This window comes from Stenotrophomonas sp. FSL W7-1447 (genome assembly GCF_037966425.1).
GTDB classification, from domain to species: domain Bacteria; phylum Pseudomonadota; class Gammaproteobacteria; order Xanthomonadales; family Xanthomonadaceae; genus Stenotrophomonas; species Stenotrophomonas pavanii.
On record NZ_CP150199.1, the window covers coordinates 3,918,931 to 3,944,141 of the forward strand.

General features: G+C 67.6%; 22 protein-coding genes and 1 pseudogene. 9 read left to right on the forward strand and 14 right to left on the reverse strand.

The features are described from left to right. The first annotated feature begins 1 nt into the window (after window position 1). Together NSQ78_RS18195 and NSQ78_RS18200 are read left to right on the forward strand one after the other, a co-directional pair. Window positions 2-833, forward strand: a pseudogene (locus NSQ78_RS18195) (thiol:disulfide interchange protein DsbA/DsbL). Between the two features lie 23 nt (window positions 834-856). Then, window positions 857-1,624, forward strand: a complete 768-nt coding sequence (locus NSQ78_RS18200) for an endonuclease/exonuclease/phosphatase family protein (RefSeq protein WP_049466458.1) — start codon at window positions 857-859, stop codon at window positions 1,622-1,624. A gap of 110 nt (window positions 1,625-1,734) precedes the next feature. On the opposite strand, the gene NSQ78_RS18205 is transcribed toward NSQ78_RS18200, so the two are convergent. Then, window positions 1,735-2,604, reverse strand: coding sequence for an EamA family transporter (locus tag NSQ78_RS18205; RefSeq protein WP_064239178.1), 870 nt, complete (start codon window positions 2,602-2,604; stop codon window positions 1,735-1,737). Between the two features lie 72 nt (window positions 2,605-2,676). Here NSQ78_RS18205 and NSQ78_RS18210 point away from each other — a divergent pair, with 72 nt between their 5' ends. From NSQ78_RS18210 to fhuE, 3 genes are all read left to right on the forward strand, one after another. Then, on the forward strand, window positions 2,677-3,150 hold the full coding sequence (locus tag NSQ78_RS18210; protein WP_053461375.1) for an Lrp/AsnC family transcriptional regulator: 474 nt from the start codon (window positions 2,677-2,679) through the stop codon (window positions 3,148-3,150). Then, on the forward strand, window positions 3,147-3,704 hold the full coding sequence (locus tag NSQ78_RS18215) for a M23 family metallopeptidase (RefSeq protein WP_064239180.1): 558 nt from the start codon (window positions 3,147-3,149) through the stop codon (window positions 3,702-3,704). Before NSQ78_RS18210 ends, NSQ78_RS18215 begins: the two co-directional genes overlap by 4 nt. Window positions 3,705-3,888: 184 nt before the next feature. After that, window positions 3,889-6,048 (forward strand): ferric-rhodotorulic acid/ferric-coprogen receptor FhuE, encoded by a 2,160-nt coding sequence (gene fhuE / locus NSQ78_RS18220; RefSeq protein ID WP_064239181.1) that lies wholly within the window; start codon window positions 3,889-3,891, stop codon window positions 6,046-6,048. A 103-nt stretch (window positions 6,049-6,151) separates the two neighbouring features. On the opposite strand, the gene NSQ78_RS18225 is transcribed toward fhuE, so the two are convergent. Next, on the reverse strand, window positions 6,152-9,013 hold the full coding sequence (locus NSQ78_RS18225) for a TonB-dependent receptor (protein ID WP_064239182.1): 2,862 nt from the start codon (window positions 9,011-9,013) through the stop codon (window positions 6,152-6,154). Window positions 9,014-9,374: 361 nt separating this feature from the next. Between NSQ78_RS18225 and NSQ78_RS18230 the strand changes: the two genes are divergently transcribed. Then, on the forward strand, window positions 9,375-9,716 hold the full coding sequence (locus tag NSQ78_RS18230) for a hypothetical protein (protein WP_149901780.1): 342 nt from the start codon (window positions 9,375-9,377) through the stop codon (window positions 9,714-9,716). 9 nt (window positions 9,717-9,725) lie between these two features. On the opposite strand, the gene NSQ78_RS18235 is transcribed toward NSQ78_RS18230, so the two are convergent. Beyond that, window positions 9,726-10,133, reverse strand: a complete 408-nt coding sequence (locus NSQ78_RS18235) for a biopolymer transporter ExbD (protein WP_064239184.1) — start codon at window positions 10,131-10,133, stop codon at window positions 9,726-9,728. 151 nt (window positions 10,134-10,284) lie between these two features. On the opposite strand from NSQ78_RS18235, the gene NSQ78_RS18240 reads away from it, so the two are divergent. Together NSQ78_RS18240 and NSQ78_RS18245 are read left to right on the forward strand one after the other, a co-directional pair. Further along, window positions 10,285-12,270 carry a transglycosylase SLT domain-containing protein gene (locus tag NSQ78_RS18240; protein WP_064239185.1) on the forward strand — a complete coding sequence of 662 codons (1,986 nt, stop codon included), beginning with the start codon at window positions 10,285-10,287 and terminating at the stop codon, window positions 12,268-12,270. A gap of 171 nt (window positions 12,271-12,441) precedes the next feature. After that, the gene (locus tag NSQ78_RS18245) at window positions 12,442-13,662 is read left to right on the forward strand and encodes a multifunctional CCA addition/repair protein (protein WP_339208697.1); all 1,221 of its coding nucleotides are present in this window, start codon (window positions 12,442-12,444) and stop codon (window positions 13,660-13,662) included. Window positions 13,663-13,737: 75 nt separating this feature from the next. Here NSQ78_RS18245 and NSQ78_RS18250 read toward each other — a convergent pair whose 3' ends face one another. From NSQ78_RS18250 to NSQ78_RS18270, 5 genes are all read right to left on the reverse strand, one after another. Beyond that, window positions 13,738-14,172 carry an SseB family protein gene (locus NSQ78_RS18250; RefSeq protein WP_005419309.1) on the reverse strand — a complete coding sequence of 145 codons (435 nt, stop codon included), beginning with the start codon at window positions 14,170-14,172 and terminating at the stop codon, window positions 13,738-13,740. Between the two features lie 84 nt (window positions 14,173-14,256). Continuing rightward, window positions 14,257-14,616: a transcriptional regulator gene (locus tag NSQ78_RS18255; RefSeq protein ID WP_064239186.1), complete on the reverse strand. Its 360-nt coding sequence runs from the start codon at window positions 14,614-14,616 to the stop codon at window positions 14,257-14,259. Next, a complete protein-coding gene (locus tag NSQ78_RS18260) occupies window positions 14,613-14,915 on the reverse strand; it encodes a type II toxin-antitoxin system HigB family toxin (RefSeq protein ID WP_064239187.1) in 303 nt (100 codons plus the stop codon). The genes NSQ78_RS18255 and NSQ78_RS18260 overlap by 4 nt, the downstream gene beginning before the upstream one ends. Window positions 14,916-14,964: 49 nt before the next feature. Further along, the gene (locus NSQ78_RS18265; RefSeq protein WP_049466438.1) at window positions 14,965-15,303 is read right to left on the reverse strand and encodes a hypothetical protein; all 339 of its coding nucleotides are present in this window, start codon (window positions 15,301-15,303) and stop codon (window positions 14,965-14,967) included. Further along, entirely contained in the window at window positions 15,300-16,343 is a 1,044-nt protein-coding gene (locus NSQ78_RS18270; protein WP_064239188.1) for a S41 family peptidase, read from the reverse strand. Before NSQ78_RS18270 ends, NSQ78_RS18265 begins: the two co-directional genes overlap by 4 nt. Window positions 16,344-16,757: 414 nt before the next feature. Between NSQ78_RS18270 and NSQ78_RS18275 the strand changes: the two genes are divergently transcribed. Then, complete coding sequence (locus tag NSQ78_RS18275; protein WP_064239189.1) at window positions 16,758-17,192, forward strand: hypothetical protein; 435 nt, start codon at window positions 16,758-16,760, stop codon at window positions 17,190-17,192. An 88-nt stretch (window positions 17,193-17,280) separates the two neighbouring features. On the opposite strand, the gene NSQ78_RS18280 is transcribed toward NSQ78_RS18275, so the two are convergent. The 6 genes from NSQ78_RS18280 to NSQ78_RS18305 all read right to left on the reverse strand — a co-directional run bounded on the left by NSQ78_RS18280 (window position 17,281) and on the right by NSQ78_RS18305 (window position 25,196). Further along, complete coding sequence (locus NSQ78_RS18280; protein ID WP_064239190.1) at window positions 17,281-20,307, reverse strand: autotransporter outer membrane beta-barrel domain-containing protein; 3,027 nt, start codon at window positions 20,305-20,307, stop codon at window positions 17,281-17,283. A 218-nt stretch (window positions 20,308-20,525) separates the two neighbouring features. Next, entirely contained in the window at window positions 20,526-20,807 is a 282-nt protein-coding gene (locus NSQ78_RS18285; protein ID WP_149901779.1) for a hypothetical protein, read from the reverse strand. A 70-nt stretch (window positions 20,808-20,877) separates the two neighbouring features. Next, window positions 20,878-21,945, reverse strand: coding sequence for a heparan-alpha-glucosaminide N-acetyltransferase domain-containing protein (locus NSQ78_RS18290; protein ID WP_064239191.1), 1,068 nt, complete (start codon window positions 21,943-21,945; stop codon window positions 20,878-20,880). Continuing rightward, on the reverse strand, window positions 21,945-23,093 hold the full coding sequence (nagA, locus tag NSQ78_RS18295; protein WP_064239192.1) for an N-acetylglucosamine-6-phosphate deacetylase: 1,149 nt from the start codon (window positions 23,091-23,093) through the stop codon (window positions 21,945-21,947). Before nagA ends, NSQ78_RS18290 begins: the two co-directional genes overlap by 1 nt. Then, window positions 23,093-24,121: an SIS domain-containing protein gene (locus NSQ78_RS18300; RefSeq protein ID WP_057494991.1), complete on the reverse strand. Its 1,029-nt coding sequence runs from the start codon at window positions 24,119-24,121 to the stop codon at window positions 23,093-23,095. Before NSQ78_RS18300 ends, nagA begins: the two co-directional genes overlap by 1 nt. A 7-nt stretch (window positions 24,122-24,128) precedes the next feature. Then, window positions 24,129-25,196 (reverse strand): LacI family DNA-binding transcriptional regulator, encoded by a 1,068-nt coding sequence (locus NSQ78_RS18305; RefSeq protein WP_049466708.1) that lies wholly within the window; start codon window positions 25,194-25,196, stop codon window positions 24,129-24,131. Window positions 25,197-25,211 lie beyond the last annotated feature (15 nt).

Consider the following 25,211-nt stretch of genomic DNA (forward strand, 5'->3'; position numbering starts at 1 on the left):
CATGAAGATCCGTTACGCCCTCGCCCTCGCAGCGCTGCTGCCGATCCTGGCTGCCTGCAAGGCTGATGACGGCAGCACCAACACCACCGCGGCCCCGGCCGCACCGGCCGCCGCCCCGGCCACCCCCGAACCGGCCGCTGCGCCGCGGCGGGCAGCGAAGGCGCCGCGCGCGGCTGCCGCCGAAGGCGACAAGGCCCCGGCCGAAGCGACTCCGGCCGCCGCGCGCCCCGACCACCGCCGCGCTGACCGGCCCGGCCCCGGTGGAAGGCGCCGATTACCAGGTGATCCCGAACGGCCAGCCGTTCCAGCCGGCCGCCGGCAAGATCGAAGTGACCGAGATCTTCGGCTACGTCTGCCCGGCCTGCGCCGCGTTCCAGCCGCTGGTCGGCCCGTGGAAGGCCGGCCTGCCGAGCGACGTCAACTTCGTCTACGTGCCGGCCATGTTCGGCGGCACCTGGGATGACTATGCCCGTGCGTTCTACGCCGCGCAGACCCTGGGCGTGCAGGAAAAGACCCACGAAGCGCTGTATGCCGCCATCCACTCGCAGAAGACCCTGAAGGGCGAGCGCGGCCGTGATTCGGTGGAAGACATCGCCAAGTTCTACGCCGCCTATGGCGTGGATCCGAAGCAGTTCGCCGCCACCATGGGCAGCTTCGCAGTGAACGCCAAGACCAACTCGGCCAAGCAGTTCGCCCAGCGCAGCCAGATCAGCGGCACCCCGTCGATCATCGTCAACGGCAAGTACCTGGTGAAGGGCAAGAGCTTCCCGGACATGCTGCGCATCGCCGACCACCTGATCGCCCGCGAACGCGGTGCGGCCCAGGCTCACTGATCCAAGAGACGCATTTCCCGGCCGTGAATTCCCCCCGTACACGGACCCTGCGCTTGCTGACGGCCAACATCCAGGCCGGCTCAAGTACCCGCCGCTACAGCGACTATGTGACCCGCAGCTGGTCACATGCGCTGCCGGCGGGTCGCAAGCGCAGCAGCCTGGACGCGATCGCCACCCTGGCGCGCGACCATGACATCGTCGGCCTGCAGGAGGCCGACCCGGGCAGCCTGCGCTCGGGCTTCACCAACCAGACCCACTACCTGGCCCAGCGCGCCGGCTTCAACTACTGGAGCCACCAGCCGAACCGGCGCATGGGCGGCGTGGCGTCCAGTGCCAATGGCCTGCTGAGCAAGCTGGAACCGGTGGAAGTGCAGGACCATGCCCTGCCCGGCCGCATCGGCGGGCGTGGCGTGCTGCTGGCCAAGTTCGGCGACGGTACCGATGGCCTGGCGGTGGCGGTGGCGCATCTGTCATTGGGCGCGGGCTCGCGGATGTCGCAGCTGGGCTTCATCGCCGAGCTGCTGTCCGACCACCCCAACGCGGTGCTGATGGGCGACTTCAACTGCCTGGCCGAACGCCCGGAAATGCAGGTGCTGTACCAGAAGACCCGGTTGCAGCCGCCCGGCTGCATCGTGCCGACCTTCCCCAGCTGGCGCCCCGATCGCGCCATCGACCACATCCTGGTCAGCAGCGGACTGCTGACCCGCACCGTGGAAGCCGTACCGGCCGCGTTCTCCGATCACCTCGCCCTGGCGATGCAGATCGACGTCCCGACCGACGCCCTGCGCTGAACCGCCGCCCTGGTAGGTGCGGACCGTTGGTCCGCACGCTTCGCGCCGGCCGCCGCCTGGCGCCCGCTAAATCAGGGCATAAACGACTTAATCCCCTCCGTCCCCTTTTTTCAGGCGGTGACGGGTGCCTTCAGGCGCCGCGCGATCATCGTGCTGCCCACCGAGGCCAGCACCGTGCAGCCGATCGCCAGCCACTGCAGCCCATGCAGGTGCTCGTGCAGCAGCAGCATCGCCCACAGTGCGGCCACCGCCGGCTCCATGCTGATCAGGATGCCGAACGTCTCCTTCGGCAGGCGCTTGAGCGCCATCATTTCCAGCGACATCGGGATCGCGCTGGAGACCAGCGCCACCAGCAGGCCGGCGGCCAGGATCTTCGGGTCCAGCAGCGCCGCGCCGGCGTGCACCACGCCCACCGGCACCACCACCAGCGACGCCGCCAGCAGCCCCAGCGACACCGAATGCCCGGCGTGCAGGTGCCCGGCACGCTTGCCGAACACGATGTACAGGCCCCAGCACGCCGCAGCACCCATCGCATACAGCACGCCGGCCGGATCAAGCGCCGGGCCGCCGCCGATCGGCAGCAGCAACAGCAACCCCACCGCCGCACAGCCCACCCAGAGGAAATCGATCGGTCGTCGTGACGACAGCATCGCCACCGTCAGCGGCCCGGTGAACTCGATGGCCACCGCGATGCCGAAGGGAATCGTACGCAGGGCCATGTAGAACAGCAGGTTCATCAGGCCCAGGGTGAGCCCGTAGCGCAGGATGGTGATCGCATCCGCGCGGCCGGTCTTCCAGCGCCACGGCCGCCAGAACAGCAGCAGCAACAGGGCCGAGAAGCCCACGCGCAGCGCGCTGGTGCCCTGCGCGCCGATCAGCGGGAACAGGTTTTTTGCATAGGAGGTGCCGATGGCCAGCGAGGTGACCGAGCCAAGCACCGCCAGCGCCGGTAACATCGGCGCGAGTCGTGGGGTCTGCATGGGCAAAGTCTATTGCGCCGGCGCCGAGCACTTGGCTCAATTGACGGCCCGTTCGTGCAACTTCTGCTCGCCATGGCCACCGCCCCCGTGCTCGACAGCTTCGACCGCGCCATCCTCGACCTGCTGCAGCGGGACAACACCCTGCCGCAACGCGAAATCGCCGAGGCTGTGCACCTGTCCGCGCCGGCCGTGCAGCGCCGCATCAAGCGCCTGCAGGACGGCGGCGTGATCGCCGCCAACGTGGCGGTGGTCGACGCGGCCAGGGTCGGGCGACCGCTGACCATCATCGTCGAGGTGCGCGTGGTCAGCGAGCAGCGCGACCGCGTGGCACCGTTCAAGCGCCGCGTGCAGGACGACCCGGCGGTGCAGCAGTGCTACTCGATCACCGGCGATGGCGATTTCCTGCTGCTGGTCTCGGCCGCGTCGATGGAAGAGTACGAGGCGATCACCGAGCGGCTGTTCAGCGCAGATGACAACATCGAGCGCTTCCGTACATCGGTGGCGCTGGGCACGTTGAAGCGCAGTTTCGAGGTGCCGCTGGCATGACATCCGCTGATTCCCCTTCCGCGGCCCGCCGCCTGCGCCGCTGGCTGCTGCGCGGCCTGTGGCTGGCCGTGGCCCTTGTTGCGGTGATGGCGGTGTGGAACAGCCCGTGGGCGGCCGCACCGAAGATGCTGTGGACACTCTCGCGGATGCCGCCGGCCACCGGACTGCCGGTGCCCGTGGACGGCGTCAGACCCGGGCAGATCGCCGATACGTTCGGCGCACCGCGCGGTCGCGACCGCTCCCACGCCGGCATCGACATCTTCGCCAGGCGTGGCACCCCGGTGCGCAGCGCCACGCCTGGCGTCATCGCCGACGTCCGTGAGGGTGGCCTCGGCGGGCGCCAGGTGTGGGTGATCGGGCCCGGTCGCGAACGCTACTACTACGCGCATCTCGAAGACTGGGCTGAGGGCCTGGCGCGCGGCCAGGTGGTCCAGGCCGGCGACCTGCTCGGCCACGTCGGCGACAGCGGCAATGCCAAGGGCACGCCCCCGCATCTGCACTGGGGCGTCTACGGCACCGACGGTGCCCGCGATCCGCTGCCACTGCTGCGCTGACCCCAACTGTTGCGTCGGGCCCTGCCCAAGCGCCTTCCTCGTTCAGGATTTGTAAATAGGAATAGTTCGTATTAACATTTCTTTCGTTTCCGGTGGTGCCAGGACGGCCTGCCCGCCCTTCCCCTACCCGTAGCGCCTCGCCTCCTGGATGCCGGCCGAGCGCGCGTGCTCGCCCAGGACCTCCATGACCCGTTCCGCCCTCCGTATCCCGCAGCCGAAGCGGCTGTCCGTTGCCGTGCTCGCCGTGCTCTGCAGCGTGGCCCCGGCCGCCTTCGCCGACACCGCCGCCGACCCGACCACGCTGGACAAGGTCGTGGTCAAGGGCGAACGCGCCGAAGGCTATTCGGTGCGCCGCACCTCGGCCGGTACCCGCTTCGACCTGGCGCCGCGCGAGATCCCGCAGTCGCTCAGCATCATCAGCCACCAGCGCATCGAAGATCAGAAGCTGGACGACATCATCGACGTGCTGGCCAACACCACCGGCGTGACCAGCACCCAGTCCGACAGCGAGCGCACCGAGTTCTACGCGCGTGGGTTCTACATCGATGCCTACCAGTTCGATGGCCTGCCCACGCAGATGGTGCAGAACTGGAGCTACGGCGACTCCGGGCTGGACCTGGCGCTGTATGACCGTGTGGAAGTGGTGCGCGGTGCCACCGGTCTGCTCAGCGGTGCCGGCAATCCATCCGCGTCGGTGAACCTGATCCGCAAGCACGCCGACAGCGCCGAGCTGGCCGGCAGCGTGTCGGTGAACGTCGGCAGCTGGGGCCGTACCCGCACCACCGTTGACGTGGGCAGCGCGCTCAATGCCAGCGGCAGCGTGCGCGGCCGCGTGATCGGCAGCTACCTGGACACCGACGGCCAGATGGACCGTTACAACCAGCGCAAGACGCTGGGCTATGCGGTCATCGATGCCGACCTGACCCCGGACACGCAGCTGAGCGTGGGCTACGACTACCAGCAGAAGCGCGCCAATGGTGCGACCTGGGGCGGTTTCCCCATGCTGTATTCGGATGGCTCGCGCACCGGCTACGACGAATCGTTCAACGCCAGCCCGGAGTGGACCTATTGGGACACCACCAGCAAGCGGGCCTTCGCCACCCTGCAACACGCCTTCAGCAGCGGCTGGAAATTCAAGGTGGGGGCCACGCACGATGAGACCAGGGCCGACGACAAGCTGTTCTACCCCGCCTACAACGACTGGACCACGGGCGCCTCGAACTTCGACCGGGCCACTGGCGCGGGCATCTCGCCGTCCGCAGGCCTGTACAACACCGAGCGCAAGGTCACTGGCGTCGACGGCTACGTGGATGGCCCGTTCCAGCTGTTCGGCCGCGAGCACCAGCTGATGGCCGGCCTCAGCTACAACAAGCGCGAGTACGCCAACTACGGCGACTATCAGGTCGGTGGCCCGGGCCAGACCTGGGATCCGTTCGCCAGCTATCTGAACTGGACGGGCAAGATCGGTGAGCCGAACTGGAACCCGCTGGCCCTGGCCAGCGAGGGCACCATCACGCAGAAGGCCGGTTACGCGGCCGCGCGCCTGTCGCTGGCCGATCCGCTGAAGCTGATCATCGGCGCACGCTACACCGACTGGAAGAGCGAGGGTGAAGGCGCCGACCGCGCGCACAAGGTGACCACGCCGTACGCTGGCCTGGTCTTCGACATCAACGGGACGTACTCGACCTACGCCAGCTACACCGAGATTTTCCAGCCGCAGACGCTGAAGGACCGCAATGGCAGCTACCTCGATCCGGTCGATGGCAAGAGCTACGAGGTGGGCGTCAAGGGCGCGTGGTTCGACAACCGCCTCAATGCCTCGCTGGCCGTGTTCCGCATCGAACAGGACAACGTCGGCCAGGCCACCGGTGAGCCGGTGCAGGGCAGCCAGAACGAGTTCGCCTATCGCGCTGCACGCGGCACCGTCAGCCGCGGCTTCGAGTTCGAGGTGAACGGCGAACTCGCCCCGGGCTGGAACGCGACCTTCGGTGCGTCGCGCTATGTGGCCAAGGACATCAACGGCGCCGACATCAACACCAACCTGCCGCAGACCGCGCTGAAACTGTTCACCAGCTACACCCCGCAGTCGCTGCAGGCACTGACCGTCGGCGGCGGCGCCAACTGGCAGAACCGCATCTACTACCCGGTGCCGGCCTACGGCCGCATCGAACAGAGCGGCTACGCGCTGGTCAGTGCCTTCCTGCGGTACCGCATCTCGCCGGAGTTCAGCGTGCAGGCCAACCTCAACAACCTGCTGGACAAGAAGTACCTGTCGCAGGTCAACGGCTACGGTGCCTACGGCGATGGCCGCAATGGCTCGCTGACGTTCACCTGGGCGTTCTGATCAGACGCGGGGTACGACCGCCCCGCGCCTGTTGAGCCGAGCGCGGGCTCGGCTCTACGCCCGCAAGGCAGCGCCGGAACTGACCGGCGCTGCCACCGTCACATCAGAACCGCAGGTCCGCGCGCAGGTACCAGTAACGGCCACGCGGGATGTCGTAGGTCGAGGCGTCATACCCGTTCAACGAACACGACAGGCAGATCGGCGGATCCTTGTCGAACACGTTGTTCAGGCCCGCGGTCAGCTGCAGCCCCTTCATCCAGTCGATCTTGTAGCCCACCTGCACGTCGTGGAAGGTGGTGGCCGAGAGCGTGTTGGTACCGGCGGCCTGGTTGCTGCAGACCGGGAATGCCACCGCATCGCCACAGTTCTCGGTCAGCTCGGAAATGTGCCGCACCGTCCAGTTCGCACTCCAGCGGTCCAGCGTCCAGCCGATGCTGGCGTTGCTGGTCCACTCTGGAATGGAGCTGTCGGCCACTTCCACGCCCGGCTTCTGCGGCTGCTTCTGCCCGGCCGCGCCGGTGGCTTCGTAACGACCGACGAAGGTGTTCTTCCAGGCCAGCTTGAACTGGCCGACCGAGGTCTGCGGCAAGGTCCAGAACAGGTCCACGTCCCAGCCATCGGTCTTGATCGAGCCCAGGTTGGTCAGCCGGTTGTTGAAGCTGCTGACCGCGCCGGTGCTGGCGCGGGTGATGCCACCGCAATACAGCGGGTCAAGCGTGTCCACGCACAGGTCCAGCTGGGTCTGGGCGTTGATGGCCTGAATCGCACCATCGATGGCATGGCGGTAGAAGGTCACTTCCACATCGAAGCGCTCCGACCAGGACGCGTTGTTGCCGAACCACGGACTCCACACGAAGCCGGCGCTGAAGCTGCGCGAGCGCTCCGGTTCCAGCTCGCGGTTGCCGCCGGTGGTCACCGAGATCTGCGAGTTGGCCTGCTGGAAGCCGGCCGGGACGCCCAGCGCGGCGCAGTTGGCGGCGCTGCCGCGCGGCGCGGTACCGCCCAGGCCCACCGAGCACGGATCGAACAGCTGCAGGTCGGCGCGTGCGGCCGAGCCGTACAGCTCGCCGATCGATGGCGCCCGGAAGCCCTCGGCGTAGGTGGTGCGCAGCACGAAGTCGTCGGTCACCTGCCAGCGCAGGCCGTACTTCGGGGTGAACTCGCCACCGAAGGTGGAGTAGTCCGAGTAGCGGCCGGCCAGGCTCAGGTCCAGCTTCTTGCCCAGCGGCGAGTCGGCGAAGATCGGAACGCTCAACTCCAGATACGCTTCGTTGACGTCATACGAACCGGACGTCGGCTGCGACGGCACACCGTTGTAGTGGCCGATCACCGTCAGCGGGTCGGGCTGGTACCAGCCCTTGTACTTGCGATATTCGTAGCCGCTGGCGAACGATACCGGACCCGCCGGCAGGGTGAACAGGTCGCTGGACAGGTTGGCGGTGAACAGGCTCAGCTCGTTCTGGCTGCGGTCGCGCACCACCGGCTGGATCCACTTCAGCATGTCCGGGGTGATCGAGCCGGCGCCACCGAAGATGTTCAGCGGCACGCATCCCGGCGTGGCCGCACACACCGCCGGATCGCCCAATGCCAGGTTGACGTTGTAGATGTTGTAGCTGCCGTAGTTGGTCTGTTCGGCCTTGTTCTTGCTGTAGATGCCGTTGACGTCCCAGTACCAGCTGCGGTCGGCGGCATGGAAGTTGCCGACCAGGCCGGTGGCCACGTAGGTGGTGTTGACCTCCTGCTTGAACACGCGTGCCCCGCCCTCCACCGGACGGCGGCCGATCAGGCTCATGTTGTCGCCGGACACCAGATCGAAACCGAACGGGTTGTACGGGTTCAGGCGCGAGACCACGATGTTGTCGGCCAGCGGGTTGCCGGTGGCGCCGTCAGGACCGAAGAACAACGGCTCCGGTCCGGCCTGGTTGGTCGACTCGCGGCGGTTGCCCAGCGCCTTGATGTACCACTGCACGTTGTCGGTGATGTCGAAACGGAACTGGCCGAACAGGCCTTTGCGCTCGGACGGCGTGAGTACCATGTTGTATTCGGCGAAGTTGAAGCGGTCGGCGGTGGTGAAGCAATGGTAGTCATCGCTGCGGTTGCAGCCGGCGCTGCCGTCGTACCGTGGATTGCTGACACCGCTGTTGGGCACGATGTTCTGCACCGCGCCGGTGTTCGGATCGGTGAACATGAAGCGGCCCTGCGGGATGCCACCGCTGCCGAAGGCCAGGCCGGTGCCGGGAATCGGGAAGCGCGACTGTTCGCGGTCCTTGGCAAACACCGGATCCTGCTTGGTCCAGCTGGCGCCCAGGAACAGGCTGAAGCGGTCGCCGCTCTTGCCCCAGGCCAGATCCACGCCCTTCTGCGTGCCGTCGCCCTTGCTGTACTCACCATAGTTCAGGGTCACCTGGCCGCCGTCGAAGTCGCGGCGGGTGATGATGTTGACCACGCCGGCGATGGCATCGGAGCCGTACAGCGACGATGCGCCGTCTTCCAGCACCTCGATGCGTTCGACGATGGCCAGCGGGATGGTGTTGAGGTCGGTGGCGGCACCCACACCCGATGCGGACGACTCGTTGACCCAGCGGATGCCGTCGACCAGCACCAGCACGCGCTTGGCACCGAGGTGGCGCAGGTCGACCTGCGCCGAGCCGGCACCCACGCCGCTGCCATCCGGCGGGAAGCCGAAGTTGCCGGACGAATTGAACTTGGCATTGAGCGCCGAACCGGAGCCGGTCAGTTGCTGCAGCACCTCGCTGATCGAGTTCAGGCCGGTGCGTTCGATGTCACCGCGGGTCAGGGTCTGGATCGGGACCTGGCCCTCGACTTCAGCGCGCTTGATGCGGGTACCGGTGACTTCCACCGCATCCAGGTTGGTGGTGGATTGTGCAGCGGCACCCAACGGGGCCAGGGCCATCACGCACAGCGCGACGGCAACCGCCAACGGGCGGTGGTGCAGGTGATTCATTCGCTCTCTCTCCAAAGGAATGTCGGGACATGGACTGCCGCGCTCCCCCCTGCATGGCGGCAGCGTCTCCTTTGTAAACAAGCGGTAAAAATCACGGCGTGACGATCGACACTCTTTCACGCGGAATTGACGCAATTGCATGACATTTGCGTCAGATGAGTGCCGTTTAGAACCGGACGGTAATGTTCTGCCGCCTACGCTTTGATGCTGGCCACGACAGCGTGCGCCGGAAACTGCCGCGCGCATGAAAGTGCCTTTGCCGCACCATTTCAGGAATAGTCTGAAATTCCTTCATTCAGAAGGCCCGCTTGATCGACCCGGTGCAGACTCGCACCTCCAGCCATTCGCGGGAGGATCGATCATGAAAGCATCAACTGCCGTGCCAAGCGTCATGATGGTGATCACGCTGCTTCTTCCCCTAGCCGGCGAATCGAGGGCAGGCGGCGTGGTCGAGTGCAACAACTGCCCCTCTCCCAGGAATGCGGCCTCGGCCTCAGGAGAGGGATTGACGGTTGTGGTGGATTTCGAGAGAGCCGAGTTGACCGCTTTCGACGTTGAACATGACCCTGAGACCGGAAGGTGGCGAGCACATCCGACCCCGGTTCCGGCGCAGATTGAAATGGCTTTTCTGCGGATCCTGGATGCGACGCTGTCAGCAGGGCAAGCGCCGCTCATGCAGCAATCACCGCATGAGCGGCAGTGAGACAACGCGCTATCGCACGAAGGCAATCCGCTCCATGCCGGTCGCCTCGGCCGCAGCCAATATCCGCGCCATGCCTTCGTACTCGGCCGCCGGGTCGGTGGCGATGCGCAGCTCCGGCAGGTTGCCGGCATGTTCGCCCACCTGTGCCTGCAGGCGCGCCTGCAGCTCACTGATCGCCATCGGCTGGCCATTCCAGCTGAGCTGGTTGCCAGCGTCCAGGCGCAGCTCGATCGGCGGGGGCGGTTCGGGACGGTCAACCACGCGATCGGTGGCCTGTGGCAACTGCACGGCGATTGGCCGGGCCACGATCGGCGCGGTCACGATGAAGATGATCAACAGCACCAGCATTACATCCACCAATGGCGTGACATTGATGTCCGCCAGCGGGCCGCTTCTTACTGCGCTACTGAACGCCATGTGCCGCTCCCTGCAGCCGGGCCGTTCGCCCAAGGCCGACGTTACGACGACTGTCACCCGCTGCGGCAGGGGCTTCTACGGATTCATTCAGCTGTCGTTGCCGACGCCCGGCGTGCACGCAATGCGAAACTGAATTCAGCCACCGCCCGCTATGCTGCATGCCATGACCCGACGATCTCCGACCGCCCTGTCCCTGCTGCCCTTGGCCACCACGCTGCTGATCGGCTGCGCCAATGCCCAGTCCCTCGACGCCCAGAACGCGCAGTTGAAAGCCGCGATCGCGGCCGCCGAACGCGGCCAGTTCGATCCTGGCCAGGCCGCTGCGCTCAGCCGCCACCCGGCGTACGGCTGGCTGGAGTACGCCAACCTGCGCCGCAACATCGACACCGTCGATACCGCGCAGGCACAGGCCTTCCTCAAGCGCTATGAGGGCCAGGCCGTGGCCAGCACGTTCCGCAGCGTGTGGCTGCCCTCGCTCGCCCGCCGCCAGGACTGGCCGACCCTGCTGGCCAACTGGGCGCCCACCGACAACGCCGGCCTGCGCTGTGCGCAACTGACCGCGCGCCAGGTGACCGGCAAAGTCGATCCGCAGTGGATCAGCGAAGCGCAGGAGCTGTGGCGCAAGAACGGCAAGCCGCTGCCGGACAGCTGCGATGCGGTGTTCACCGTGCTGCAGGCCCAAGGCGGCCTGAGCGACGCCCTGCGCTGGGAACGGATCGATGCCGCCGCCGACGCGCAGCAGCCCGCCGTGATGCGCAGCGCGGCCCGCGGCCTGCCTGCCACCGATCTGGCACTGGCCAACACTTACGCCGCGTTCGTCGACAAGCCCAACGCCAGCGCCCTGAACTGGCCGCGCAACGAGCGCAGCCGGCGCATCGCCACCGATGGCCTGGCCAAGCTGGCCAAGGCCGACCCGGCCGCCACCGAACAGCAGCTGCCGCAGTACGCGCAGGCACTGGGGCTGAGTGCCGACCAGCAGGGCCAGGTGCTGTACCAGATCGCGCTGTGGACGGTGGCGTCCTACCTGCCCGATTCGGCACGCCGCCTCAACGCGGTGCCGGAGTCGGCCTATGACGAACGCCTGCACGAGTGGCGCGTGCGCGAAGCGATGTCGCGCGGCGGCTGGCCGGCGGCGCTGACCGCCATCCGCAAGATGGGCAGCAAGCAGCGCAGCGACCCGCGCTGGCGCTACTTCGAAGGCCGCATGCTGGAGAAGACCGGCCAGGCCCAGCAGGCGCAGCCGCTGTTCCGCGAAGCCGCACGCGCACCGACCTTCCACGGTTTCCTTGCCGCCGACAAGCTGCAGCAGGGTTATACCCTGTGCCCGTGGAAGCCCAACGACAGCGCGCAGGCACAGGCCGTGATCGCGCGCGATCCGGCCATCCAGCGGGCGATGGCGCTGTACCAGATCGACCGCGCCGGTTGGGCCGTCGCCGAATGGAACAGCGCGCTGTCGCGCTTCGATGACACCCAGCGCCGCCTCGCCGTGCGCGTGGCGCAGGACAACGGCTGGTTCGACCGTGCCGTGTTCGCGCTCGGCAAGCAGCCGCAGGAACAGCGCCTGTACGACCTCCGCTTCCCGCTGCACCACGACGCCACCATCCGCCGCGAGTCGGCACGCAACGCGATCGATCCGGCCTGGGTGGCGGCGGAGATCCGTGCCGAGAGCACGTTCACCCCGCGCGCGCGCTCGCCTGCCAACGCCATGGGCCTGATGCAGGTGCTGCCGGCCACCGGTGCCATCGTGGCCAAGTCGATCGGCCTGACCGGCTACGGCGGCGCCGACAGCCTGTACGACCCGGACACCAACATCGCGATCGGCACCGCCTACCTGCGCCAGCTGATGAACAAGTACAACGGCCTGCCGTACGTGACCATCGCCGCGTACAACGCGGGGCCGACGCCGACGGCTCGCTGGCAGGGCCAGCGCCCGGGCTTCGATCCGGATCTGTGGATCGAGACCATCAGCTACAAGGAAACCCGCGAGTACGTCGCCCGCGTGCTGGCCTTCAGCGTGATCTACGACTGGCGCCTCAATGGTGATGCACTGCCGCTGAGCGACCGCCTGATGGGCCGCCTGGTGGACAAGCGCAAGCGCTTCAGCTGCGCGGCCGACGCCGAGCAGGGCGGCGATTGATCGCAACACGGTACTGCCGGCCGCTGGCCGGCATTCCCCGGTGTCCACGCCCTGGGGAGTGAAACGATGAGCCTGCTGGCCTGGATCAGGCTGGCCGCTGTATCGGTAGTGCCGCCGGCCAGCGGCCGGCACTACCGGTGCATCTGCACCGGGCATGCGATGATTCCCGCCATGAAGATCTATCTTGTCGGCGGCGCCGTGCGTGACCGCCTGCTGCAGCGACCTGCCGGCGACCATGACTGGGTGGTGGTCGGTGCCACGCCCGCGCAGATGGAAGCGCAGGGCTACACCGCCGTCGGCCGCGATTTCCCGGTGTTCCTGCACCCGAAGACCGGCGAGGAATACGCGCTGGCGCGCACCGAGCGCAAATCCGGTCGTGGCTACCGCGGCTTCGTGGTCGATGCCGATCCGGCGGTGACGCTGGAGGAGGACCTGCAGCGCCGCGACTTCACCATCAACGCGATTGCCTGCGACGAAGACACCGGCACGCTGGTCGATCCCTACGGCGGTGTGCGCGATATCGAGCAACGCGTGCTGCGCCATGTCGGCCCTGCGTTCGTGGAAGATCCGCTGCGCGTGCTGCGCGCGGCGCGCTTCATGGCGCGCTTCGCGCCACTGGGCTTCACCGTCGCCGAAGAGACCCTGGCACTGATGCGCGAGGTCGCCGCCAGTGGCGAGCTGGACGCGCTGGTGCCCGAGCGCGTCTGGCAGGAGCTGCGCAAGGCGCTGGTCAGTGAGCGGCCCTCCGCGTTCCTGCGCACATTGCACGATGCGCATGCACTGGGCCCGATCCTGCCCGAGCTGGAAGCGCTGTATGGCGTGCCACAACGTGCCGAATTCCACCCCGAGGTCGATACCGGCATCCACCAGGAAATGGTCAGCGACATGGCTGCCAGGCTGGCGCCGGGCGATGACCTGGTCGGTTTCGCGGCCCTCACCCACGACCTCGGCAAGGGCCTGACCCCGCCGGAGGAATGGCCGCGCCACATCATGCACGAGCAGCGCGGCATCAAGCCGCTGAAGGCACTGTGTGCGCGGTTGAAGATTCCCGCCGAACACCAGCAGCTGGCTGAAGCGGTGTGTCGCGAGCACTTGAACGTGCACCGCATCGACGAACTTCGCGATGCCACCGTGCTGGAACTGCTGGGCCGCTGCGATGCGCTGCGCCGGCCGGAACGCGTGGCCCGCATCGCACTGTGCTGCGAGGCCGATAAGCGCGGCCAGCTCGGCTTCGAGGATGCCGACTACCCCCAGGGCGAAACGCTCAAGCGCCTGCACCAGGCGGCGCTGTCAGTGCAGGCGCGGGACCTGGATACCACGCACCTGAAGGGCCCGGCCATCGGTGAAGCGCTGGCCAAGGCGCGGGTGAAAGCCATCGCCGCCGCCCGCTGATCCGCAACCGCCGTGGCGCCCGCGCACCGACTCCCATGGGTAGTGTACGCCGCTGGCACCCCTATATCACTGGCTTCAGTGCGCCATCCCACGGGTAATCGCCGCCGCACGCTGCTTCAGCTGGGCCACGGCATCGGGAATCATCTCCATGCCCACGTCCAGGCCCGGGTTCAGCACCAGGCCGACGCCGTCGCCGATACCGGCCAGCAGCGCGTGCACCGCGATCGGCATGGCATGCGCAAACTGCGGCAGCTGCTCGTGCCACAGGCCGGCACGCTCGGGCGCGGTGAACACCGCGAACATCGGCTCGCCGCTCTCGCTGGTCAGCACCAGCGGCGAGATGCTTTCGTCCCAGGCGCCATCCTCACCAATGGCCTTGTCCAGCAGCACGAACGCCGTCGAGGTCAGCAGGCCATCGAGGAACTGCGCTGCGGTCAGCGTGCCGTCCTGGGCCTGCAGCAGGCGCACCTCGAGGTCGTTGAGGGGTTCGAACGGGGTGTCGTGGTCCATGGTCGGTTCCGGTACGTGGTTGCAGGCTGCAACTTTAGCAGGCCGGGCACGAGGCACGGCAGCGCCTCGGCAGGGACACCGGCTTCAGCGGCCGATGAGGCTTTCCGCGGGAATGCCCAGGTTGCGGTGAAGCTTCCGGATCATTTCCAGAGTCAGACCGCGCTTGCGATTCAACACCTCATAGACACGGTTGAGCTGGCCGATGGACGGCACCAGATCCTTCACGGTCAGACCGCCCTGCTCCATGCGGAAGCGGATTGCGTCGATGGGGTCTGGCGGTTCGATCGGGTAGTGCTTCGCTTCGTAGGCTTCAACCAGCGTTACGAGAATTTCGAATCGATCGCCCTCCTCGCTGCCCGGCTCCGGCTCGTTGTCCACGTAGGCCGAAATCTCGCGCAGCGCATTTTCGTAGTCGTTTTCCGTACGGATGGGCTGGATGTTCATAGAAGCTCCACAGTGTCGGCGTCGATCCGGTCGTACTCGGCGTGGGTGCCAATGAACTTGATGTAGACCACCTGAAACCTGTAACTCACAGCGACGATGAGCCGGTAGCTGTTGCCCTTTATGTTGAACACCACACGACTGTTCGCCACGAAACTTGCGCTTGCATAACGTTGGCGTACGTCGTGCGGCGTGTCCCATACGGCGTGCCTGACTTCGTCGTACCAGGACCTGAGCACTGCTTCCGAATCAGGGTGACGTTCCCAGAATCGTTTCAGCGTCGCCAAAGCAACCACCTTCATCCGCACATCCTAGTCCCAATATGGGACATAAGCAACCGTTTCATCTTCATCAGCGGCCGATATAGCCGTGCCGCCATAGCCAGCCCAGCGCGGCCAACCCGGCCACGCCCACCAGCATCAACGGCAGGCCGAAGCGGTGCTGCCACGGGATCGGCACCCCGCCCAGCTGCTGGTCCATGGTCTCGGTATCCAGCACCCAGCCGTGCTCGCACCGGGTACAGGCCAGCTCGTAGCGGCGCTGGTAGGTGAACCCGAACAGCAGGTCGATGCGCGCCATCTTGTAGCGCAGCTGCGGCGCGAACTCGGTTTCCGTCTGGCACCGCAGGCAGTGGTGCGCTTCGGTGGGGCCGACGATCAGCACCCGTTCCTGTTGGCCGATCAGGATCATGTCCGGTTGCCCCGGCAGGTGGGCTGGGCCAGCAGCCAAGCCTGGGCGGCGGCGACGGTGGCCGCGTCACCCTCCACGCGCTGGTCGGGCTCGATCTTCAAGCCATCGCCACGATCATCGCGGTCCCGCATCACGCTGGTGGTCAGCAGCAGGCGACTGCCATCGGCAAGCGTGTGCACGACATTGCCAGTGGAGACACCCGCCGTCGGCTGGCCGAAGCTCCGCGCCTGCGGCCGGCCACGCCACGCCAGCACCGCGGCCTCGCCCGAACTGGCAGTGCGGGGCCCGAACAGCACCGCCACCGGCGCACCAGGCTGCCGCAGCGCGTGACCCGACTGGCCGAAGTCCAGCAGCGGCTTGCCCGCCAGCTGCACGGCAGTCGCCGTCAACGTCCAGCGCTGCGGCCCTTGCGCGGTTTCGAACGAGCCGACGTCCTCGTTGTTCACCACCGAGGTGCGCAGCAGCGGTGCCATGCCCAGCAGCATCGGCCACATGGAGCCGCCACCGTTGTCCCGCAGGTCGACGATCCAGCCGCAGCGCGCGCCGTCGTCCTTGCTGCGGATGACCTGCTGCCACCGCGCGGCACGCTGGATGTCCTGGCGGAATTTTTCCTGCGGCGTCGCGCCCGGCGAGGAGGCATAGCCCTCGATGACCACCCAGCCGATGCGCGCATCCACCGCATCAGCGGCCTTGGCCCGGTCCACGGCGGCGGCACCGGCCTGCTGCGCACGCGCGAGGGATTTGCGCTGACGCTGGGTCGTGGTCCACGCACCATGGTGGCCGGTGCTGAGCGCAATGGCTTCGCGCAGAACGGCCAGCCGTCGCGCCGGGTCGCCCTGCGCCGATTGCAGGCGTACGCGGGTGGCGGGCCAGTCCATCCGGTCGCGATACAGCGCCTGGCGTTCAAGCAGGTTGAGGATCTCGGCCTGGGCCTCCGGCGAGGGCACCTCGACCGCGCTTGGGGTATCGGCCATGGCGCCGGTCGCCAGCAACACGAGCATCAGCGCGCCGATGCGACGCACTCCCTTGCGAACCTGCATGCGACGCTTCCTTGTCGTTGAATCAGGACCGCAGCATAACCGGGGCATGATCGCTTGCGCCACGCGCGAACTGTCGTATTTGCCTCCTCCGCAGATTGCAGGCAGACACGCTCACTGCGATCACAACATTACAACTTTGCCCATGTCATCGCGGGGTACAACGCGCCAAGGTGGCTTTGCCGGCGCCTCCTGCGCTGGTCGGGATTGGCGTCCTGAATGAAGTTTTTCACGAGCAGGCTTGCAACCTCGTTGCCGGCCCGAACAATGCACCGTCCGTCGTTCTGCGGCGGGCGGCGCGAGGGGATCCCCGGATCCGCCGGCGTCATTCCTCGTGAAGAGCTTCACCGGCACGCCAACCCGCACCGCCCGCCACCTTGCATCCCGCAGGTGGCCTCGCCTCGTGAGGTTGCCGCCATGAACACGCCCCACCCCACCTATCCACGCCTGCATGCCCTGCTCGGCGCTGCACTGCCCGGCCTGCAGCTGTCCACTGCCGTCGCTGAAGCGTTGGAAGATGCACTCGCCGAAGCCAACGAACAGGCGCCGCCATCGGCGTTCTTCGCCCGGTTGCGCGGCATCGCTCACAGCCACGCAGCCGACGGCCAGGCGTGGCGCGAGCGGCAACTCAGCGAGGCGCGCGGCCGGGACCTGGCGGAGGCAACGCGCTGCCTGGCGGCAGTGTCTGCGTGTGGGGGCGTGTTGCTGGCGGCGCAGTCGGCACGCGAGATGGATGATGCGCAGGCGCAGTGTCCGCCGCAGGTGGAGGAAGGCTTGCTGCACGCAGTGGTGGTATTGGCCGATCATGCCGGAGCGTTGGTGGAACCGGATGCGTGCGCACCGCTGCTATAGAGCTGCGCCTATGCCCGGCTGCGCAGAGGTCATGGCGTGGGTGGGATTCGTGCCGACCAAGGTCGGCACCTACCCAAGGTTGCGGTTGTCACCAGTCCGCGCGCAGGCCGATGTTGCCTTCGATGATGCGGCGCTTCTCGTTGCGGTCGCCGCCCAGCTCGCGCGTGTAGTCGGCCACGGCGTACGCACTGATGGTGCGGTTGAAGCGACCGACCACACCCACGCCGGCTTCCAGCGCGCGCGAGCGCTGCGAATTGACGATCACGTCGTCGTCGAAACGGATGCGGTCTTCGCCGGAACGGCTATGCCAGTAATTGAGCTTGAAATACGGCTGCCAGCCGTTGTCGGCCAACTGATAATCGCCGGCCAGGCGCAGGCCGATGCGGCCGGTCCAGGCGTTGTCGTTGTCGAAGCGCACGCTCGATACTTCATCGCGACGGTCATCCAGCGAAGTGCGCTGCCAGATCACCTGCACCTGCGGTTCCAGCCACCATGCGGACTGCCCGAAGTGCAGCAGCGGCTTGCCCGCCTCCACCGACACGCTGGTACCGTCGCCGCTCAGGCCGAAGCCGAGCCCACGCGAGGAACGCACGCGGCCGTCGTAACGGCTCTGCATCGCCACGGCGTCGATATAGCCGCCACTGCTGTCGGTGAACGTCCAGTACAGGCCCACGTGCTTGTCATCCAGGCGGTTCTGGCCCACCTGCACGTTCTCCCAGCCCAGTGCCAGACCCGTGGTCTTGCCCTGCGCGCGGGTGCGGCCAACGAATACGCCGATCTGGTTGCGGTGGTTGTCAGACGCCGCAGCCCACACGTCGAGGCCGGCCTGCAGGCCCATCACATCGCCATCGAAGCCCGGCTGCGCATCCCCCTTCCAGTGGATCTCGCTGCTCTGCCCCACCAACCGGCCCCAGGCGGTGCGGAATGCGCCCTGGTTGTACAGCAGGCGCTGCTCGCCCTGCCGCTCGTGGAACGTGCCGAGACTGGCCAGCGAGGTCTCGCGCAGCAGCGGTGGCACCACCGCGTAGGCGGCGGTCTCCACGCGGTACAGCGGCACCACCGCGCCTTCGGCAGGGCGTGCACCCGGCGTTGGCGGAGTGCCGGTACCGGGCAGCGCACCGCCGGCCATCGGCACGTCCGGCACCGCCGGGTCGCTGGGCGGCGCCACCGGCGCCGGTTCCGGTGGCGGCGGTGGCGGCGCGGTCTCGCCGGCGGTCAGGTCAGGATCGGTGGCGCCTTCCGGTGGCGGCGGCGGTGCCGGGGTGATCGCCGGCGGCGGTGCGACCGGCGGCGTCAGCGGCGGTGGCGCGGCGCTGCCACCACCATTGGGTGCCGGCGTTGGCCCGGTCAACAGCGTCGAGCGCAGGTACCAGTTCTCGCTGGTGCCGGCGCTGACACCGCCCTTGAACAGGAAGTACTCGTAGGCACCGGCCGCGACCGGCGCAAACAGCGAGAACGCGCCCGGCGCGGTGCGGCCACCATTCAAGGCCTGCACCACCAGGATGCCATCGGCCAGCGTGGCGGCACCGCTGCCGCCCGCATTGAGCACGCCGATGCCGGTGGTGCCGGTGGCGGAACCGCCATCGATCACCAGGCGGTCGCTGGTGGAATTGTCTGCGCCCAGCACGGTGCGCAGGTACAGGCCACCGCCGTCGCCGCGATAATTGCCGCGCACGGTGAACACGTCGCCTGCGCCGGTGCCGGTCAGGTCGATGCGCCCGGCATTGACCATCTCCACCAGTGCACCACTGTTGAACGGACGGATGGCATGGCCGCCACTGCCTGCATAGACGGTGCTCGTGTCATCCACCGTGAGCGTGCCGGTGCCGGTACTGCTGTCGCCCAGCACCAGATCGCCATCGAAGGTCAGCTCGGTGCTGTTGGCCAGGCGCACCGTCTCCCAGTTCTGGAAACGGCCCACGCCGGCGGTCTTGACGTTGCTGAGGTTGAGCTGGTCGATGCCGCTGCCACCGTCGAACAGCGGCACCGCGCCAAGGTTGCCCTGGTTGAGGTTGCCGAGGGTGGCGACGTCGTTGTCCGGCCCCATGTCGATCGCACCGTAGACGATGCCACCACCATTCCAGTTGAAGGTGTCATCGCCGGTACTGAGCAGCACCTGCCCGCGCACGGTGCCGTCGGTGATGGTCACGCTGTCGTTGCCGCCGCTGACGCTGATGTTGCCGCCGATATAGGCCGTGCCAGAAATGATGATGGTGTCGGTGTCGAAGCCGGTCACCACGTTGCCATCCACGGTACCGCCGGACTGGTCCCACAGGTTCTTGTCCAGCTTCATGTTGACGCGGCCGATGCGGCCTGCGGTCATCCAGGCCTGGTCGCCATCCTCGAACGCACCGATGATGCGGCCACCGCTCATGCGGAAGGTATCGATGTTGTCGCCCTGCTGCAGCGCGCCGATCGTGCCGCCACTCATGACGAAATCATCGCGGCCACTGCCCTGCGCCACCACGCCGGTGACGGTGCCACCGGTGACGGTCATCTGGTCATCGCCACTGCCCTGGTCGACGCTGTCGATCGTACCGTTGCCCAGCACCAGCACGTCGTTGCCATCGCCCTGCAGGACGCCGCCGCTGATGCTGCCGGCCTGCATGTCCAGGCGGTCATTGCCGGCACCGAACTGCACGCCGGTGCGCCCGCTGATCGTTCCGCGGTTGACCAGCACGCTGTCGCCCGCGCCGACGAACTGCAGCGCGGTGTTGTTGCCGGTACTGATGCTTCCCGCATTTTCGACGCGGCTGCCGCCACCGAGCTGGACCGCCACGCCGCCCACCGAACTGATCGTGCCCAGGTTGGACAGCAGGTGCCCACCGGCGCCGACAAGCGAAATCGCGCTGCTGCCACCGCTCTGCTGCAGTTGTACCGTGTTGGCGACAGTGACGGTGATGCCGGCGGCGCCATTGGCGGTGACGGGCACGGTCTGCGGGTTCGGCGCGTTGGCATCGCAGGTGACCGTCTGGCCGGCGACGGGGGCGACGCTGTCACAGCCGGCCCAGGCGGCGCTGGCAGTCAACAACATGACCGACGGAACAGCCATGGCCTGCAGTACGGAAACAGTGAGGCGGCGCATACGCACTGCGCGCGGGACGGCACGGGACATACAGCACTCCTGGGACAGGGGATCAGGAACTGCGGATATGCGGTACTGCGAGCGCAGTCTGCGCCGTGGTGAATGGTTTCGTCAGGTGAATTTGCGTGCCGCTCATCACAGTTCAGATGCGAACTTGATCGGGCATCACCTGGCCTCTACGTGGCTGAAATCGTTCATCTTTGCGGCAATCACACGCCACGCGGAGAGCATCCACGCATGGCGTGGATCTACTGGCGCACCCGGTAGATCCACGCCATGCGTGAATTGAGCCGCCGGCACACCCGGTTGGTCCACGCTATGCGTGGATTGAACCGCCGATACATCGGGTAGATCCACGCCATGCGTGGATTGAGCCGCCGATACACCCGGTAGATCCACGCCATGCGTGGATTGAGCCGCCGGCACACCCGGTTGGTCCACGCCATGCGTGGATTGAGCCACTGATACACCCCGTAGATCCACGCCATGCGTGGATTGAGCCGCCGATACATCAGGTAGATCCACGCCATGCGTGGATGAGGCGACCTCCCGGGTAGGGTCAGAGCCCGTTCCTGCGGAAAGGGATCCGACCCCGTGCCATCAGATCTTCAGATAGATCTTGCGGCGGTCCAGCCACCACGCCACACCCCACCACAGCGCGACGAACGCCAGCGCCTGCAGCATCGACGCCAGCTCAAGCGCCTGCGGCATCGCGGCGGCCAGTTGCTGCCAGATCCAGCTCCAGGCACCGCTGGCCATCAACGCCACCGACATCACCGAGGCCCCCAGATACGCGGTGATCGCATTGACGCCGAAGCGGCGGCCCAGCGCCGGCCATCCCTTCTGGTCGATCAGCACGTGGCCCAACCACAGTGCCAGCGCGGCCAGGCCGCCGGTCCACAGCACATAGCTGGGCGTCCACAGCTGCTTGTTCAATGGCAGCACCACGGCCAGCAACAGGCCCAGCACGGCGGTTGCCACACCCAGGCCAGCCAATGCCGCCGCACGTCCGCTGCGCAGCAGGCCACCGGCCAACAGACCCAGTACGGTACTGGCCAGCGCACCCAGCGTGCTCAGCAACCCTTCCGGGTCGTGGCCCAGTCCGGTATCGGCCTGCCACTGGTAGATCCAGGGGGCGAACAGCGTGGTGTCCAGGCGGCTGGCCGGGTTGGTCCATGGCGCCAGGTCACCGATGCCCAGCAGCAGCACGGTGTAGCCCACCAGCAGCGTGACCAGCACGCCCACCTGCACGCGCGGCCGTGCATACACCGCCAGCACACCCACCAACGCTGCGCACACCGCGATCCGTTGCAGCACGCCCCAGATGCGGAAGTGATGGGTATGCAGCGCCCACCAGATCAGCAGGTGCAGCAGCGCACCGGCCACCAGGATGCGCAGCGCGCGCTCCAGTACGCCGCGCGCCAACGCCGGTCGCGCCGCCGTATCCTGCGCGCGCGGCGCCACGCTGAAGGCCATCGACACGCCGACTAGGAACAGGAAGAACGGGAACACCAGGTCGGTGGGCGTGCAGCCGTGCCATTCCGAATGGCGCAGCGGTGCAAACACCGCACTCCAGTCTCCCGGGTTGTTGACCAGCAGCATCGCCGCCACGGTGATGCCGCGCAGGGCATCGATCGAGCCCAGGCGGCGTGGCGGCGTACTGTTCATCAGGCGGCCTCGTACTGTCCGGCAATCCAGGTACCGCGCACCTGCAGGGCGTCGTCCAGCAGCACCAGGTCGGCCTGGTAGCCCTCGGCGATATGGCCCAGGCGGTCGTCGACGTTGAGGAACTGCGCCGGATAGGTCGACGCCATGCGTGCGGCTTCGGCCAGCGGTTGGCCGAGCAGCTGCACGGTGTTGCGCACGGCGGTGGCCATGTCCAACGCCGAACCCGCCAGCGAACCGGCGGCATTGCGCACCACGCCATCGATGGCGGTGATGGTTTCACCGTACAGCACATAGCTGGGATCGTCGGCACCGACCGGCGGCATCGCATCGGTCACCAGCAGCAGGCGACCACGCGGCTTGGCCGCCAGTGCCACGCGCAGGCTGGCCGGGTGCACATGCACGCCGTCGACGATGATGCCGATCCAGCTGTCGCGGTCTTCCAGCGCAGCGCCCACCGCACCGGGCTCACGGCCCTGCAACGGCGACATCGCGTTGTACAGGTGGGTGAAACCGCGCACGCCCGCATCCAGGCCGGCACGGATCTCTTCGTAGGTGCCTGCGGTGTGGCCGGCGGCGACGATCACGCCCCGCTCGACCAGTGCACGGATGGTCTCCAGCGGCACGCGCTCCGGCGCCAGCGTCAGCAGGGTCACGCCGTTGTCCAGCGACGCGGCCAGTGCGATCTCTTCTTCATCCGGCACGCGGAACTTGCTTGCATCGTGCGTGCCCTTGCGCGCCGGCGCGATGTACGGGCCTTCCAGGTGGATGCCGATCACCCCCGGCACGCCCTGCGCGATGGCCTCGCGCATCGCACCGATGGCTTCGCGCATCACCGCCACGTCATCGCTGATCAGCGTGGGCAGCATCGCGGTGGTACCGAAACGGCGATGGGTCTGCGCGATGGTGCGCAGCGCCGCCACGTCCGGCGTGTTGTTGAACAGCGCGCCGCCGCCACCATTGACCTGCACGTCGATGAAGCCGGGCAGCAGCCAGCCGCCGCCCAGGTCCACCTGTTCGGCCGCGTGGCCAAGCTGCGGCGCGGCATCGGGCAGCAGCGCGCTGATGCGGCCGTCTTCGATCACCACCGCCAGGTCGTCGCGGAACTCATCGCCCGCCAGGATGCGGGCGTTGCGCAGCACGGTTGCCATCACACCGTCTCCGTGACCTTGTTCAGATGCGGCGGCAGGTCCGGGTTGAAGCCACGGCGCAGTGCCAGCGCGTTGATGGCGCGGTAGAAGCTCTGCACGGTCAGCAGCGGTGCGCACAGCGGATGCGGTGCGGCGGCCACCGGCAGGTTGCCACCGGCACCGGCCAGCCACACCTGCGCGCCGCGTGCGGTGAACTCATCGACCACCGCACGGGTACCGGCGCCGGTTTCGTCCGGCTGGGCGAAGGCCAGCACCGGGAAGCCGCGGTCGACCAGCGCCATCGGGCCGTGCTTGACCTCGGCCGAGCTGTAGGCCTCGGCGTGCAGGCTGCAGGTTTCCTTGAACTTCAGCGCGGCTTCCTGCGCTGCACCCAGGCCCAGGCCACGGCCGAGCACGAACAGGTTGGTGGCGTCGACCAGGCCCTCGGTCACCGCGCTCCAGTCGCACTGCCAGGCCTCACGCAGCGCATCGGGCAGCAGGTCCAGCGCTGCACGCAGGCTGCTGTCCTGCTTCCAGTACGCCGCCAGCTGCAGCAACGCGGCCAGCGAGGCCAGGTAGCTCTTGGTCGCCGCCACGCTCTTTTCGGCGCCCGCGTGCAGCGGAATGACCGTGTCGGCCAGCTGCGCCAGCGGCGAATCCTCGACGTTGACCAGCGCGATCACGCGCGCGCCGGCGGCCTTGGCCGCCTCGGCGTTGCGCAGCAGGTCCGGGCTCTTGCCCGACTGCGAAATGACGATGAACAACGCACCGCGCAGCTGCAGCGGCGCGGCGTAGACCGAACCCACCGACGGCGAGGCCGACGCGACCACCAGGCCCAGTTGGGTCTCCAGCAGGTATTTGCCGTAGGTAGCGGCGTGGTCGGAGCTGCCACGTGCACAGGTGACCACGAACGGCGGCGGCGCGGCGCGCAGGCTGGCAGCCAGCGTTTCCAGGGTGGCGTGGTTGCGCGAGAACTGGCGGGCAACCACGTCGGCCGCTTCGGCGGCCTCGGCGAACATCAGGGTGGACGTGGGGTCTGACAGCGACATGGCGGGCTCAGGCAGGATCGGAAGGAAGGGGGCGTGCGCCGGCCGGGCGCATCGGCGCGGTCGAGCCGCGCACCACCAGCTGCGGCACGAAGCCCTGGTTGTGCAGCGGCGCCGGCGCATCGTCGTAGGCATCGCTGCGCAGCTGCGCGATCAGCAGGCGCGCGGCGTGGCGGGCGATGTCCTCGGTGGCCTGCTTGGCGGTGGTCAGCGGCGGCCACGACTGGCGCGAGAACGGGCTGTCCTCGAACCCGGCGATGGACAGGTCGTAGGGCACGTTCATGCCGGCCGACTTGGCAGCGGCCAGCACGCCGGCGGCGATTTCGTCGTTGGAACCGAAGATGGCGGTGGGCGGCTCGCGCAGCGCCAGCAGGCGGCGCGCACCCCGGAAGCCGTCGTCGAAGGTGTAATCGCCCTGCACCACCAGGTGCTTGTCCACGGTCATGCCGTAGTCCTTCAGCGCGGCTTCGTAACCGGCATAGCGTTCGCCCGAAGAGCGATGCGAACTGCCCCCCCACAGGAAGCCGATGCGCTGGTGGCCCAGCTGGATCAGGTGTTCGGTGATCTCGTAGGCGGCCTCGCGGTCGTCGACGAACACGCAGGCACCGTCGGCGGGGTCTTCGGTGGCGGCGATGATGCGCACCAGCTTGATGCCACGCGCGGTCAGCGCCTGGACCAGGTCGCGGCGCTCGGACATCGGTGCGGTCAGCACCAGCCCGGCCAGGCGCGAGCGCTGTACCCAGTCGGCCAGCTCATCGGCCAGCAGCGGCGAGCTGGAATCGCAGGGATGGATCTGCAGGCCGAAGCCGGTCTCGCGGCACGCGGCCAGCACACCGTTCTGCACGCCGATGATGTGATACGGGTTCGGGTTGTCGTAGACCAGCCCGATCACGAAGGTGGTGCCGCTGCGCAGGTTGCGCGCGGACGGATCGGGTTCGTAGTCGAGCTCGGCGATGGCACGCAGTACCCGCGCACGGGTGGCCTGCATCACCGAAGGTTCGTTGTTGATCACCCGCGAGACCGTCTTCAGCGAGACCTTGGCCTTCTCCGCAACGTCCTTGATGGTCGCTCTGCGCATGGGTTTTCCCTGGGG

What these genes read in the sequence shown, in the direction of transcription:
- NSQ78_RS18205 (WP_064239178.1), bottom strand. Translation starts at nt 2,604, where the DNA reads ATGCAGACCCCACGACTCGCGCCGATGTTACCGGCGCTGGCGGTGCTT.
- NSQ78_RS18210 (WP_053461375.1), top strand. Translation starts at nt 2,677, where the DNA reads ATGGCCACCGCCCCCGTGCTCGACAGCTTCGACCGCGCCATCCTCGAC.
- NSQ78_RS18215 (WP_064239180.1), top strand. Translation starts at nt 3,147, where the DNA reads ATGACATCCGCTGATTCCCCTTCCGCGGCCCGCCGCCTGCGCCGCTGG.
- fhuE (WP_064239181.1), top strand. Translation starts at nt 3,889, where the DNA reads ATGACCCGTTCCGCCCTCCGTATCCCGCAGCCGAAGCGGCTGTCCGTT.
- NSQ78_RS18225 (WP_064239182.1), bottom strand. Translation starts at nt 9,013, where the DNA reads ATGAATCACCTGCACCACCGCCCGTTGGCGGTTGCCGTCGCGCTGTGC.
- NSQ78_RS18230 (WP_149901780.1), top strand. Translation starts at nt 9,375, where the DNA reads ATGAAAGCATCAACTGCCGTGCCAAGCGTCATGATGGTGATCACGCTG.
- NSQ78_RS18235 (WP_064239184.1), bottom strand. Translation starts at nt 10,133, where the DNA reads ATGGCGTTCAGTAGCGCAGTAAGAAGCGGCCCGCTGGCGGACATCAAT.
- NSQ78_RS18240 (WP_064239185.1), top strand. Translation starts at nt 10,285, where the DNA reads ATGCTGCATGCCATGACCCGACGATCTCCGACCGCCCTGTCCCTGCTG.
- NSQ78_RS18245 (WP_339208697.1), top strand. Translation starts at nt 12,442, where the DNA reads ATGAAGATCTATCTTGTCGGCGGCGCCGTGCGTGACCGCCTGCTGCAG.
- NSQ78_RS18250 (WP_005419309.1), bottom strand. Translation starts at nt 14,172, where the DNA reads ATGGACCACGACACCCCGTTCGAACCCCTCAACGACCTCGAGGTGCGC.
- NSQ78_RS18255 (WP_064239186.1), bottom strand. Translation starts at nt 14,616, where the DNA reads ATGAACATCCAGCCCATCCGTACGGAAAACGACTACGAAAATGCGCTG.
- NSQ78_RS18260 (WP_064239187.1), bottom strand. Translation starts at nt 14,915, where the DNA reads ATGAAGGTGGTTGCTTTGGCGACGCTGAAACGATTCTGGGAACGTCAC.
- NSQ78_RS18265 (WP_049466438.1), bottom strand. Translation starts at nt 15,303, where the DNA reads ATGATCCTGATCGGCCAACAGGAACGGGTGCTGATCGTCGGCCCCACC.
- NSQ78_RS18270 (WP_064239188.1), bottom strand. Translation starts at nt 16,343, where the DNA reads ATGCAGGTTCGCAAGGGAGTGCGTCGCATCGGCGCGCTGATGCTCGTG.
- NSQ78_RS18275 (WP_064239189.1), top strand. Translation starts at nt 16,758, where the DNA reads ATGAACACGCCCCACCCCACCTATCCACGCCTGCATGCCCTGCTCGGC.
- NSQ78_RS18280 (WP_064239190.1), bottom strand. Translation starts at nt 20,307, where the DNA reads ATGTCCCGTGCCGTCCCGCGCGCAGTGCGTATGCGCCGCCTCACTGTT.
- NSQ78_RS18285 (WP_149901779.1), bottom strand. Translation starts at nt 20,807, where the DNA reads ATGGCGTGGATCTACCTGATGTATCGGCGGCTCAATCCACGCATGGCG.
- NSQ78_RS18290 (WP_064239191.1), bottom strand. Translation starts at nt 21,945, where the DNA reads ATGAACAGTACGCCGCCACGCCGCCTGGGCTCGATCGATGCCCTGCGC.
- nagA (WP_064239192.1), bottom strand. Translation starts at nt 23,093, where the DNA reads ATGGCAACCGTGCTGCGCAACGCCCGCATCCTGGCGGGCGATGAGTTC.
- NSQ78_RS18300 (WP_057494991.1), bottom strand. Translation starts at nt 24,121, where the DNA reads ATGTCGCTGTCAGACCCCACGTCCACCCTGATGTTCGCCGAGGCCGCC.
- NSQ78_RS18305 (WP_049466708.1), bottom strand. Translation starts at nt 25,196, where the DNA reads ATGCGCAGAGCGACCATCAAGGACGTTGCGGAGAAGGCCAAGGTCTCG.